Origin of the sequence: Mogibacterium kristiansenii, from assembly GCF_009695905.1 — a bacterium.
GTDB lineage: Bacteria > Bacillota > Clostridia > Peptostreptococcales > Anaerovoracaceae > Mogibacterium_A > Mogibacterium_A kristiansenii.
The window spans coordinates 1-13,688 of the sequence record NZ_VUNA01000013.1; the positions used below are offsets into that span (position 1 = coordinate 1).

A 13,688-nucleotide genomic window follows, 5' to 3' on the forward strand; every position below is an offset into this window, starting at 1 on the left:
GCTCCTCGTCATCAACCATATCGCACTTGTTCAGGAATACGATGATGTAAGGTACGCCTACCTGTCTGGACAGAAGAATGTGCTCTCTTGTCTGAGGCATCGGACCATCAGTTGCAGCTACTACCAGAATAGCACCATCCATCTGAGCAGCTCCGGTGATCATGTTCTTTACGTAGTCGGCGTGTCCCGGGCAGTCTACGTGTGCGTAGTGTCTGTTCGGAGTTTCGTACTCTACGTGTGCGGAAGAAATCGTGATTCCTCTTGCCTTTTCTTCCGGTGCCTTGTCGATTTCATCAAATGCTACGTCTGCACCCAGACCGTATCTTGCATGCAGTGTCTTTGTGATTGCTGCAGTCAGAGTAGTCTTACCGTGGTCAACGTGACCAATTGTACCGATATTAATATGCGGTTTGGTTCTTTCGTACTTCTGTTTAGCCATTATCTCCCTCCTAGATTGTTTTTTATTTTTGTTTTAAAAAAATTGGAGCTGTTGAGCAGACTCGAACTGCCGAACCTCTTCCTTACCAAGGAAGTGCTCTACCAACTGAGCTACAACAGCACATCAACAATTAGAATTGTATAATAAAAAGTGTTCGCTGTCAAGCACAATCCCTTATTTTTTTCTAATCGTTTTTATTATTTTGATGTCCCCGTCTGTTCCTTCGTAATCAAGGGTTCGGGACCGAATTTATCATTCGGTCCCGCGTTTCCCGCTTCATTTTGGAATTATTTTTCCGGCACGGTGTATGGCTCTACACCTTCACAGATACGGATTCTGTCTACTGCAGATGCTTTGATTTCAGCGAAGTCCTGCAGCTCTTCCTCGCCACGGAGTACTCTCAGCGCACCACCGGCAAGAGCTTCCATCTCATATTCGCCCGGCATCATTTCAACCGGTGCAATCCAGTCTACCTTCTCTGCAATCTGAGAAGTGAGGTACTTGGAGTATGCGATACCGCCGGTAAGGATGATGCGGTCAACCTTTCCTGCAACCGGTACGGACAGGGTGCCGATGTCTTTTGCCACTCTGTATGCCATTGCATCATATACAACCTTTGCATACTTGTCGCCGGCTTCGATTCTCTTCTCTACCTCGATGGCGTCGGTCGTGCCCAGATGTGCCTTCAGACCGCCGTTTCCGTGGATCTTCTTCATTACGGTCTTCTCGCCGGCACCTTCGCTGAACTCCTTGAAGCACAGCTTTACCAGCTCCTTACCGCTGCAGCCGCCGCCTCTCTCCGGAGAGAAGTTTCCTTCGTCATCATTCACACAGTCGATGTTTACGCCCTTGTGATACAGACGGATGGAGCTTCCGCCACCCAGATGAGCCACGATGAAGGTGCACTCATTAAACGGCTTCTTCAGTACTTCTTCTGCACACTTAATGGCCATTGCACGAGTGTTCAGTGTATGTCCAACGGTGAACCGTGGGATTTCCGGAAGTCCGGTAACTCTTGCGATTGGCTGCATTTCATCGGTTCCGATGGCATCGTAGATGCATGCCGGAATACCGAATTCCTTGTGCAAGTCAAATGCAATCATGCTTCCCAACAGGGATGCGTGCTTTGCGGTGTCTTCCGGTCTGGTCAGATAATCGATCATCTCCTGATCGATACCGATGGCACCGTGCGGGCATGCGATGATATTTCCGCCTCTGGAGCATACTGCAGTCAGTGTGTTCACGCCGATGCCGTTGCTCTCCAGCGCATTTCTTACTTTTTCGTTACGGAAGGAGAACTGGTCCAGAATATCGCTGAACTGTGCCATCTCTTCCTGTGTGTGACGAATGGTTTCCTTGAATACTTCTTCGGTATCATCATACACAGCGATTTTGCTGGATGTGGAACCGAGGTTCAGAACAAGAATACGTTCTTTTTTTGCTTCGTTAGCCATTGGTGTTAATCTCCTTTTCTCTTTTCCCCGGGATTTCAGACATTATCTCTGCCCGGATTTTGTAAAAATTTATTTCTTGAAGTACTCGACTGCGGATTCGAACAGCTTCAAATCAAACTCACCCGGTACGTTGCGGTACAGGCCTTTTCCGATTCTTTCCGAGTGTCCCATCTTACCCAAAATTCTGCCGTCCGGAGACAGGAGTCCTTCAATTGCCATAACGGATCCGTTTGGATTGTACTGAATATCCATACTTGGATTACCGTCAAGGTCCACATACTGGGTGAGGATTTGACCATTGCTGATGAGCACATCCAGGTCATCCTCATTTGCCACGAACTTACCTTCGCCGTGAGAAATCGGAACGGTCACGATGTCGCCTACCGCTGCCTTTCTCATCCACGGAGATTTCGTGGAGCATACTTTGGTGCGCACCAGCTTGGACTGGTGACGACCGATATCGTTAAATGTCAGGGTCGGGCTGTCCGATGTCTGCATGGAAATTTGTCCGTACGGCAGCAATCCCAGCTTAATCAGGGCCTGGAAGCCGTTGCAGATTCCGATCATCAGACCGTCTCTGTCATTCAGCATCTTCATCACTTCTTCCTTCACGCCTTCATTTCGGAAGAAGGAGGTGATGAACTTTCCGGAACCATCCGGTTCATCGGCGCCGGAGAAACCACCCGGGATGAAAATCGCCTGGGATCTTCCGATTGCCGTCCGGAAATCCTCCACGGACTTCTTCAATGTATCTGCGGTCAGGTTGTTGATTACGAAAATTTCCGCTTCACCGCCGGCATTTTCAACTGCCTTCGCCGAATCGTATTCACAGTTCGTGCCTGGGAATACCGGAATCAGGAAATGTGGTTTTGCAACGGCCACTCTCGGCTCGCTGTTGTCTCTGGAGCGGTAGGATACCTCTGCCGGGATGTCCTTCTCGTTGTCGCTGTGGAAGGTATAGATGGATTCCAGCTTCGACTCGTATTCCCGATTCATCTCCACCAGACGAATGTGGCCTTCGCCGCAAACGATGGATTCTCTATTCAAGGTCTTACCCAGAACCTCCATATCATCGGTCACGTCCACACCGCTGTTCAGTTCAACCACAAATGCACCGTACTTGTATCCGAAAATATCTCTCATTCCATACTTCCGGTCGAATTCGAAACCGATTTCGTTTCCGATGCACATCTTGTACACGGCCTCTGCCAGGCCGCCGTATCCCGGCGTGTAGCATGCCGCAACCGCACCCTGCTCTACCAGCCGGTTCAGCTCTTCGAAGTTCTCCAGGATGGATTCTGCGGTTGGCAGACCGTCCGGTCCGATTTCCGGCTCCAGTAAAATAACATTGTGTCCTCTGCCCTTGAATTCCGGGGATACCACGCGATCCAATTTCTCGGTGGTTACCGCGAAAGAAATCAAGGTTGGCGGTACGTGAATATCTTCAAAAGTTCCGCTCATGGAGTCCTTACCGCCAATAGCGCCGACGCCCAGTTCCATCTGAGCGCGGAATGCACCCAGTACAGCCGAAAGGGCGGTTCCCCAAGCCACATCGTTGCTGCCCAGCTTCTCGAAGTATTCCTGAAGGCTAAGGTACACGTGTTCGAACTTGGCACCGGTTGCAATCAGCTTGCAGATACTCTCTACAATGGAGAGGTATGCGCCGTGGTACGGGCTCTTCTCAGAAATGTACGGATTGAATCCGTATGCCATCATGGAGACCGTCTTCACATCCTGATCTCTGTGGATGACCGGGATCTTGTGAACCATTGCCTGAATCGGGGTCTTCTGGTAGCGTCCGCCGTAAGGCATCAGCACCGAACCTCTGCCGATGGTGGAGTCAAAACGCTCCGCCAAACCTCTCTTGGAGCATACGTTCAGGTCGGCCGCCAGTTCCTTCATGCCTTCGTAGAATTTTGCCGGAATCTTCTTCTCAAACTTCTGCGCGTGTTCGATGACCGCATCGGCCTTCTTTTCCGCACCGTTGGTATCCAGGAATGCTCTGGAGATGTTTACGATTTCCTGTCCCTTGAAGTTCATCACCAGGGAAGGCTCTTCCGTTACTTCTGCCACAACGGTCGCTTCCAGGTTCTCGGAGATTGCCAGTTCCTTGAATGTTTCCACATCCTCGGCCGCAACAACAACCGCCATTCTCTCCTGAGATTCGCTGATAGCCAGCTCGGTTCCGTCCAGACCGTCGTACTTCTTCGGTACGTTGTCCAGCGTCACGCGAAGTCCGTCTGCCAGCTCTCCGATGGCAACGGATACACCGCCGGCACCGAAGTCGTTGCAGCGCTTAATCAGCGTGGTTGCTGCCGGGTTGCGGAACAGTCTCTGAATCTTCCGCTCTTCCGGTGCGTTACCCTTCTGAACCTCTGCACCGCAGCTTTCCAGGGATTCTTCGCTGTGAGATTTGGAAGATCCGGTGGCTCCGCCGATTCCGTCTCTTCCGGTCCGTCCGCCCAGCAGAATAATCCGATCTCCCGCGGCCGGACGCTCTCTCCGAATATTCTCTGCCGGTGCCGCACCAACGACTGCGCCGACTTCCATTCTCTTTGCCACATAACCCGGATGATAGATTTCATCCACCAGTCCGGTGGTCAGGCCGATCTGGTTGCCGTAGGAACTGTATCCGTTGGCAGCGGTGGTCACGATTTTACGCTGCGGCAGCTTGCCCTTTACGGTTTCTGACGCCGGTGTCAGCGGATCCCCCGCACCGGTCACACGCATTGCCGCATATACATAGCTTCGACCGGACAGCGGGTCACGAATGGCACCGCCGATGCAAGTCGCTGCACCGCCGAAAGGCTCGATTTCCGTTGGGTGGTTATGGGTCTCGTTCTTAAAGAGCAGTACCCAATCCTGTTCCTCTCCGTCGATTTCCGCTTTGAAATCCACGGTGCAGGCATTGATTTCTTCCGACTCTACCACGTTGGTCAGCCGACCGTCCTTCTTCAGGGCTTTCACGGCGATGGTCGCCACGTTCATCAGAGTTACCGGCTTCGTGACATTCAGATTCTTCCGTGTGTTCATGTATTCCTCGAAGGTCTCGCTCACCGTCGGGTCCTTGAACTGCACATTGTGAAGGGTGGTATTGAATGTGGTATGTCTGCAGTGATCCGACCAATAGGTATCGATAACGCGGATCTCCGCTACGGTTGGATTTCTGTCCTCGCCCTTGAAGTAATCCCGTACCATTTTCAGATCTTCCAGATCCATGGCCAAGCCATAGGACTTCAGGAAGTCTTCCAGTTCACTGTCGTTCTTCTCGATGAAACCGTCCAGCGTTGCGACCGGCTGCGGTTCCGGATATACGGCCTTCAGCGTTTCCGGAATTTCCAGTGCCGCTTCTCTGGATTCTACCGGGTTAATCAGGAAGTCCTTAATCTTCGTCAGATCCTCGCCGGTCAGGTCACCCTCCAGAATGTACAGCACTGCGGAGCGAACCGTCGGAGCCTCATCGTGAGCGATGAAGCGCAGGCACTCTTCCGCCGAGTTGGCTCTCTGATCGAACTGTCCCGGCAGGTATTCCACAGCGATGACCAGCTTGCCGTCCAAATCCATTTCCTCGTATACGTCATCCGTCGGCGGTTCCGAGAAAATGCATTCCTTTGCGGTTACAAAAGCATCATCGGACAGGTCCTCTACCAGATACCGGTTGATTACCCGCACGCTTTCCACATTTGGAATCATCAGCACATCTCTGAATTCGTGAAGAAGTTCTCTTCCCTTTCCGGCAAAAGCTTCCCGTTTCTCAACATATAAAACCTTAACCATTATTCCTCCTATTTCACATCCAATGCTTTCGCACCAATATCTTTTCTGTAGTACATATTATCAAAATGAACGGTCTTCATTGTGGCATATGCCTTGTCCACTGCCTCCTGCAGAGTATCCGCCACTTCGGTCACTCCCAGCACTCGGCCGCCGCTGGTGCGCTGCACACCATCCTCCAGACGGCTTCCGGCAATGAAAATACGATCGTGTTTTTCCGGCAAGGTAATCTCAAACCCCTTCTCGTAGGACACCGGATATCCTTCCGATGCCGCAACCAGGCAGCATGCGCACTTATCCGCAAAGGAGAAGTCCACCCGATCCAGCGTCCCATCTGTGGTAGCCTGCATGATTTCAAACAGGTCTCCCTCCAGCAGCGGAAGCACCACCTGTGTCTCCGGATCGCCGAACCGCGAATTGTATTCAATGACTTTCGGACCGTCCTTGGTAATCATCAGCCCGAAGTAGAGACAGCCCTTGAATGTCCGTCCTTCTTTTTCCATGGCGCGAATGGTCGGCAGGAAAATCTTCTCCATGCATTCCGCCGCCACGTCGTCGGTGTAGTACGGGTTCGGTGCAATGGTTCCCATTCCGCCGGTGTTCAGCCCCTTATCGCCGTCCAGCGCTCTCTTGTGATCCATGGAGGATACCATCGGCCGTACCGTCTTTCCATCGGTAAAAGAAAGTACGCTCACTTCCGGTCCTTCCAAAAATTCTTCGATGACCACCGTATCTCCGCTGGCACCGAATTTCCGCTCTTCCATAATCGTATGGATTCCTTCCACGGCATCCTCACGGGTTTCCGCAATGATAACGCCCTTGCCAAGCGCCAGGCCATCCGCCTTGATTACCACCGGAATCCGGCAATTCTGAACGTATTCCAGCGCCTTATCCATATCGTCGAACGTCTCGTATTCCGCCGTCGGAATTCCGTATTTTTTCATCAGGTCCTTGGAGAACGCCTTACTGCCCTCGATAATTGCCGCTGCCTTCGTCGGTCCGAAGCAAGGAATGCCCTTCTCATTCAGCATGTCCACTAATCCCAAAACCAGCGGATCGTCCGGTGCCACCACCACATAATCCATGTGTTCCTTCACGCACCACTCCGTAATCTTGTCCAGGTCCTTGGCACCGATTGCAACGCATTCCGCATCCTCCGCAATTCCGCCGTTTCCCGGCAGTGCATAGATTTCCGAAACCTTCGGGCTCTTCTTTAATGATTTGATGATGGCATGCTCTCTTCCGCCACCACCGATAACCGCAACTCTCATCCTATTCTCCTTCTGATTCATGTTCCACTATTTCCCGGGCCACGGTTTCCACGGCTTCCGGTAAAAGAATCCATTCGGCTTGCTCCATAATCCGGCGCTGCAGCGTCTCCGGCGTGTCATCCGGTTTCACCTCCACCGCTTTCTGCGCAATAATCCGACCACCGTCGGTCACCTCGTTGACGAAGTGAACCGTTGCACCGGAAACCTTGACTCCGTATTCCAGTGCCGCTTCATGCACCTTCAGACCGTAGAAGCCATCTCCGCAAAAGGATGGAATCAGGGACGGATGCACGTTGAGAATCCGGTCCGGATATCTCCGCACGAAATCCCGGCTGAGGATTTTCAGGAAGCCGGCCAGCACGATAATGTCAATTTCCTCTTCTTCCAGCAACTGAATCAAGCGGGCTTCGAAGTCTTCCTTTGGCAGGAACACGTTTCGAATTCCGGCCTTCTCCGCCCGCTGCAGTCCACCGGCTTTGCTGCGGTTAGATACCACCAGGGCCAAATCCCCGTGGGGGAGATCGCCTGCCTGCCACCGATTGATGATGGCCTGCAGGTTGGTTCCCCCGCCGGAAACCAGTACAGCAATTCTTGCCTTCTGCTTATTCAATGATAACTCCTTCGCTGCTCTTTACAATCTCACCGATAACCTTTGCATGCTCTCCGGCCGCTTCGATGATTTCCACCGCACGCGCCGCATCTTCCTTCGGAACTACAACAGTCATACCGGTACCCATGTTGTAGGTGTTGAACATATCTCTTTCCGGAATATTTCCTTTCTTCATCAGCAGCTTGAAGATTCCCGGAATTTCCAGCTCATCTTTGTAAATCTTTGCGGACATTCCTTCCGGCAGTGCTCTCGGAATGTTCTCATAGAATCCGCCGCCGGTGATGTGCATTACCGCATGCGGTGTCATTTCCTTGAACAGTGCCAGCATCGGCTTCACGTAAATCTTGGTCGGTGTGAGCAGCACCTCTCCCAGCGTCTTTCCGTCCAACTCCTCATAGGTCTTGTTCAGGTCGGTGTTCTCCACGTCGAATACCTTCCGAACCAGGGAGTATCCGTTGGAGTGGATTCCGGAGGATGCGATTCCGATGATGACATCACCTTCGCTCACCTTCTCGATATCGATAACCTTCTTCTTATCCACGATACCAACGGCAAATCCGGCCAAATCGTATTCGTCTTCCGGATAGAATCCCGGCATCTCCGCAGTTTCACCGCCAATCAGGCAGCATTCCGACTGAATGCAGCCTTCAGCCACGCCCTTCACGATGGATGCCACCTTCTCCGGAACGTTTTTGCCTACTGCAATGTAGTCCAGGAAAAACAGCGGCTTCGCGCCAACGCAGATGATGTCGTTCACGCACATTGCCACGCAGTCCAGACCAACCGTATCGTGCTTGTCCTGGAGGAACGCCAGTTTCAGCTTGGTTCCCACGCCGTCTGTTCCACTTACGAGAATCGGCTCCTCCATTCCGGTCAAATCCGGCTGAAGCAAGCCTCCGAATCCTCCTACCGGGGATGTATTTCCGAATACCATGGTCTTCGACACATGTTCCTTCATCAGCTCTACCGCTCTGTATCCGCTGGTAATATCCACACCTGCTTCTTTATAGCTTTCGCTCTGGCTTTTCATTTGTCCTCCTAAAAATAAAAATTTCGATACCTTACCTTTATATTGACTTCTTATAACATGAATCAGTTAAACTGTGCACTGATTTTTGCATCTTTCTCCACCACTGCATCGTGGGCTTTCTTCCGCTCATCCCAGAGCTTTCGGTTCAAATCCGGATCTCCGATAGCCAGCATCTCTACAGCCAGAATTGCCGCATTCTTCGCACCGTCAATGGCAACGGACGCAACCGGAATCCCCGGCGGCATCTGTACGGTAGACAGCAGTGCGTCCACACCTTCCAAAGCGGACGCCTTAATCGGAATTCCGATTACCGGAAGAACCGTATTGGCCGCAATCACACCGCCCAGGTGCGCTGCTTTTCCCGCTGCGGAAATCAGCACGCCGAATCCGTTCTTCTCCGCATTCTGTGCAAATTCAATGGCTTCCACCGGAGTCCGATGTGCGGAATACACATGCACTTCCGTCGGAATCTCATACTTCTTCAGCTCATTAATACATTTCTCTACTACTGGCAGGTCGCTGTCGCTCCCCATAATAACCCCAACTTTTTTCACGTTTTGCCTCCTGTAAGAAATAATCATCTAATATAATATTTTACCGTATCCGTTTTCAATGTCAACTGCTAAACCCCTCTGAAAACCACTTCCTACGGCATTTCTTTTATTTCTTTTCCGATTCCGGGGTCGGAATTCCCAGATAGTCCCGCAATTCCCGAATGTACAGCTGCGCGGTCTTGCTCAGAATGCTGTTTTTCTTCTGAATGTAGCCGATTTTCATCGCCTTGTCCCCGCCGATGACCGGATCGTTGAAAGGAACCGCCACGTAGTCTCCGCCGTTAAAGTCCTCACAGATGATACCGGAGCAGAGGGTGTATCCGTGCACCCCTTTCATCAGGTTCAGCATGGTGGCCCGATCGTTCACCCGGATGCACCGGGAATAGTTATTCTCCGAGAAAATCTCCTCCGCATAATACAATGTAGAATCATCTCCCTGCTCAAATGTCAGATTCGGATAATCCGACAGATCCTGAAAATTCACGCTGTCCCGATCCGCCAGCGGATGGCCGCTCCACAGATACACGAAGGCGTCGCAGTCCACCAGTTCATGAAACTGCAGGCTGTTCTGCCGCAGGATCTTGGTGATGGCGTTTCGATTGAAATCGCTCTGGTAGATGATGCCGATTTCACTTTTCAGGGAAGCCACATCGCTGATGACCTCTTTCGTCTTCGTCTCCCGAATGGCGAAATCGTACTCCGCCAGGTCGTACTTGTTCACCAGATTCACAAATGCTTTTACCGCGAAGGAATAGTGCTGCATGGAAATCCCGAATTTCTGCTTCAGCCCCTCGTCATCGCTGTACTTCTGCATCACCGCCTCGTACTGGCTGTAGATCTCCCGAGCGTACAAAAGGAACTCCGCCCCGTCGTTGGTCAGCGTCACGCCCCGGCCGTTCCGGTGGAAGACGGTAATTCCCAGTTCCCGCTCCAGCTCCTTGATGGCACTGGTGAGAGACGGCTGGGTGATGTATAGGCGTTCCGCCGCCCGATTCATGGAACCGGCCTCCGCCACCGTAATGATGTAATGCAATTGATTCAGCGTCATGAAATTCCCCTTTCACCGTAAAAGAATATGTATTTATTATATAGGATTTTCGGGTATTTGAAAATAAAAAAACTGATACCCGCAAAGGGCATCAGTTTCCGGTGAAGCTTTATTTGTAGTCTTCGTTTACGCTCTTCTTGCTGGCGCCGTTGAGCAATACCCACAGTACCAGGGAAATCAGGGTGAATGCGATGATTGCGATAAAGCATGTGTCGTATTTTCCGCCTGCCGCTTCCAGGAGTTTTGCGGAGATCATCGGTCCCACAATCGCTGCCGGGAGCAGGGAGAAGTTGGCAATACTGAAGTTTGCCGTGAAGTTCTTCGGTCCGAAGGACAGGTTGGTGTATGCGGAAGTGATGGTCGGTGTACCGCCGTACGCCATTCCAACGAATACCAGACCCACGGTGATCAGCAGCAAGGAATTGGTCTTTCCGGCCAGCACCAGAAGGATTCCCGCAATCATCATGAAGGACACATTAATCAGTGTGGACTTCTTTCTGCCGAAACGGTCGAAGTTGTTTCCGGCAATGATTCGGCCCGCACCGTTGAACAGGGATACTACCATGCCCAGAATTGCGGAACCGCCAAATGCCAGGGAAATATTTGCGGCACTGTTGATTACCATCAGACCGGCCGAGTTGAGGGCAATCGCCCACAGGAAGAAGATCCAGAATCTGGAAGTCTTCAGCATCTCGCCGGCGCTGAAGCTGACTGCGGTGGACTTCTCTTCCTTCTCCTCTGCCTTTGCTTCTGCCGGAGCCGCCGGTGCTTCCGGTGCCTTAATGATGATGGCGCCGACTACCATTACCACGGTGATGGCAATTGCCAGAATCTTAAAGGTTGGGAACAGACCCTGTGCCGCAACCATGCCGGTTACAACGGAACCCAGCAGCAAGCTGCCCAGACCGAAGCCCATGAGCATGATGCCGGATGCCAGACCCACCTTATCCGGGAACCATTTCGTAATGGTGGAAATAACTGCATTATACCCGATTCCTACGCCGCCACCGCCGAATACACCGTAGAAGATGTACAGCTTCGTCAAACTGCCGGCGGAATCTGCCGGATTCAGCATGGATACACCGAAGAATCCGATGAAAAGGCATACTGCGGTGATGAGGAATCGAACCTTCACACCCAGCTTCTTGCTGAGCTGTCCGCCGACGAATCCGCCCAGGCAGAAGCAACTGATGGAAATCGTGAAGGTCATGGATAACTGTGCAACTGTCCAGTCCGTGTAAATTTCACTAAACGGTGTTCTGAACAGCGACCATGCGTAGATCAAGCCCTGGAACAGCAGGATTACTGTTGCCACAGCCAGATACAACCATCTCTTGTTGTTGTTCATTTCTTTCTCCTTTAACGTTTTAAAATAGTGTTTAATAAAAATAGATAGAATCTATAAACATGAAAACGGCTCGCCTTTTGACCAGCCGTTTTCACGCACATGACGATGTATTATATCACAATTCTGTCTCAAATTCCATGTTTTCTTTATCAATCATCCCGATTTTTACCGTGCCGCCCAGGTATTTTTCCGCCAGCTCTGCCAGCTCTTCCCGCGCGGCCAGAACCTCCTCCAGATTGCACTCGAAACCGTCGATGATGTACAGCATATGGGATGTGTTCTCGGTAATCATACCCTCATCTCCCTGTCTCCAGGTCCAGCGCCGAGTTCGCACGTGACTGCCGGTGGCGTAGACCACCTCTCCGGCTTCCACCGGCTCCCGCTCTTCCGCACCGAATGGCAAGAAGGTATCCCCTTCTTCCGATACCCGAACGCCGAAAGCACCGTCAATCATGGTATCCAGGTCATGGGCGCCGATGGGCAGGTGATGCTTCAGGGAAACTCCGTTCCCCAGATCCACAATAGTGTTGATGGCCGGCATTCCCTGTCCCTTGGCAATCCGGGTCATCAGCGCCTCGATGGCACACATGTATCGGTTGGGATTGATTCCCATATTCCGGAAGGCCTCCCGGTAGGGCTGCAGCTCCGGCTCATTCTTCACTTTCTTTCCGGTGTAGAATTCGGTGCACTTCTCCACGTTTTCCTGAAGAAACGCCCGGATTTCCGGATTGTTTCCCGTGTTGTCCGCACCGGTTACGCTCACCAGCCCGAATTTTCCATCGGGAATTTTCTCAAAAACATCTTTGGTTACATAGAACTTCATCTCTCTCTCCCTTCTTGTAAACCTCTTTAACGTACCCTTTTCTATTCCTTCACGATTTCGGAAATCCGGCGGAAGGCCGTATGTCTTGACGACCGCATCATCTGGTATACCAGCGTTTCATATGTGGTAATGCGGCAACCTGCCTTCTCCAATTCCCGAATGGCCGTGTCGAAATCCCCTTTCTTTCGCGCACCGCAGCAATCCTTCAGGATGGTCACCCGGAATCCCCTTTCCAGAAAATCCATTGCCGTCTGGAGGACGCAGATGTGCGCCTCGATGCCGGCAATAATCACGTGTTTTGCCGTCATGCTTTCCATCTCTTCCTCAAAACCCGGTGCTTCGAAGCAGCTGAAACTCAGTTTCTCCAGCTTGCTGTATTCGTGCAGTGCCTCCCGAAGCTCCGGAACCGTCGCCCCCAGCCCCCGGGTGTATTGCTGCGACAGCAGCACCGGAAGTCTCAAGGCCTCGGCGCACCTCGCCCATTTTGTGACATTTTTCATCAGGTCTTTGGGTTTTCGCATAGCCGGAACCAGCCGCTCCTGGAAATCGATAAACAAACACAGGGCGTTGTCGTTGGTCATCCGCTGCATCGTTCGAAGGGCCGCACCGTCGGTGTAATCCATCCTAAGCGGCGTAATGGTAGCGTAGCCGTCGGCACAAGCGGCCACATCTTCATCCTCCGGTTCCTCTTCCGGCAGCTCGTAATGACCTCCGGCGTAACGGTACAGCGACTCCTCTTCCTCCACCGGAATCAGAGAATCCTTGAACCGCTTCGGGCCGCACTTCACGATTTTCGTCCCTTTGATCTTCCATGCCGGAAGGTCCGGCGCATTTACGTTCAATACCACAGAGGAATCCAGTTCCCCGGACATCTGCAAAAGTTCCGGAATCATTCCGCAGATGTACTCATAGTAATCCGGCTGATAGTGCTCCACCGACAGGGCGATGCCCCGAACGCCGGAAATCGCCCCTTCCATCGCGGCGCCCACGGTGCCGGAATAATGGATATCCGCACCCAGGTTCAGTCCCATATTGATTCCGCTGATTACATAATCGATGGACACGCCTTTTTCCGCCATCGTCTGCAATCCGAACTTCACGCAGTCCACCGGCGTTCCGCCCACCGCGTACGCCTCTTCGGCCCCTCGAATCGAGCGAGATTCCACGCTCAGCTGTCCCTGAGCGGACATGGCCTGGCTCTTCGCACTCTGCTGCTCCTTCGGCGCAAAGACGTACACCTGCGTCGTCAGGGACAGGGTGAAAACCAGCTGCCGAATTCCCGCTGCATCAATTCCGTCATCATTTGTCACCAGTACGTTATACATACTTTTCCTCCA

Annotated in this window: 11 protein-coding genes and 1 tRNA gene; all 12 read right to left on the reverse strand. The window is 52.1% G+C overall.

Going from position 1 to position 13,688, the window contains the following annotated elements; all coding sequences use genetic code 11:
* Positions 1-439: GTP-binding protein (locus tag FYJ65_RS06930; RefSeq protein ID WP_154553942.1), on the reverse strand; the 439-nt coding region annotated here is incomplete at its 3' end.
* A gap of 43 nt (positions 440-482) precedes the next feature.
* Positions 483-559: transfer RNA gene (locus FYJ65_RS06935), tRNA-Thr, on the reverse strand.
* 167 nt (positions 560-726) lie between these two features.
* Positions 727-1,893, reverse strand: a complete 1,167-nt coding sequence (gene buk / locus FYJ65_RS06940; protein WP_154554620.1) for a butyrate kinase — start codon at positions 1,891-1,893, stop codon at positions 727-729.
* A 69-nt stretch (positions 1,894-1,962) separates the two neighbouring features.
* Positions 1,963-5,670 (reverse strand): phosphoribosylformylglycinamidine synthase, encoded by a 3,708-nt coding sequence (locus FYJ65_RS06945; protein ID WP_154554621.1) that lies wholly within the window; start codon positions 5,668-5,670, stop codon positions 1,963-1,965.
* A gap of 8 nt (positions 5,671-5,678) precedes the next feature.
* Positions 5,679-6,938, reverse strand: a complete 1,260-nt coding sequence (gene purD, locus FYJ65_RS06950) for a phosphoribosylamine--glycine ligase (protein ID WP_154554622.1) — start codon at positions 6,936-6,938, stop codon at positions 5,679-5,681.
* 1 nt (position 6,939) lies between these two features.
* Positions 6,940-7,548 carry a phosphoribosylglycinamide formyltransferase gene (gene purN, locus FYJ65_RS06955; RefSeq protein ID WP_154554623.1) on the reverse strand — a complete coding sequence of 203 codons (609 nt, stop codon included), beginning with the start codon at positions 7,546-7,548 and terminating at the stop codon, positions 6,940-6,942.
* Positions 7,541-8,578 carry a phosphoribosylformylglycinamidine cyclo-ligase gene (gene purM, locus FYJ65_RS06960; protein WP_154554624.1) on the reverse strand — a complete coding sequence of 346 codons (1,038 nt, stop codon included), beginning with the start codon at positions 8,576-8,578 and terminating at the stop codon, positions 7,541-7,543. Before purM ends, purN begins: the two co-directional genes overlap by 8 nt.
* Positions 8,579-8,640: 62 nt before the next feature.
* Entirely contained in the window at positions 8,641-9,132 is a 492-nt protein-coding gene (gene purE / locus FYJ65_RS06965; RefSeq protein WP_277672331.1) for a 5-(carboxyamino)imidazole ribonucleotide mutase, read from the reverse strand.
* A gap of 106 nt (positions 9,133-9,238) precedes the next feature.
* Positions 9,239-10,180 carry a LysR family transcriptional regulator gene (locus FYJ65_RS06970; RefSeq protein WP_154554626.1) on the reverse strand — a complete coding sequence of 314 codons (942 nt, stop codon included), beginning with the start codon at positions 10,178-10,180 and terminating at the stop codon, positions 9,239-9,241.
* Positions 10,181-10,289: 109 nt separating this feature from the next.
* A complete protein-coding gene (locus tag FYJ65_RS06975) occupies positions 10,290-11,528 on the reverse strand; it encodes an MFS transporter (protein ID WP_154554627.1) in 1,239 nt (412 codons plus the stop codon).
* A gap of 115 nt (positions 11,529-11,643) precedes the next feature.
* On the reverse strand, positions 11,644-12,351 hold the full coding sequence (locus FYJ65_RS06980; RefSeq protein ID WP_154554628.1) for a B3/B4 domain-containing protein: 708 nt from the start codon (positions 12,349-12,351) through the stop codon (positions 11,644-11,646).
* A 41-nt stretch (positions 12,352-12,392) separates the two neighbouring features.
* Positions 12,393-13,676, reverse strand: a complete 1,284-nt coding sequence (gene surE / locus FYJ65_RS06985) for a 5'/3'-nucleotidase SurE (RefSeq protein WP_206157348.1) — start codon at positions 13,674-13,676, stop codon at positions 12,393-12,395.
* Between the last annotated feature and the right edge of the window lie 12 nt (positions 13,677-13,688).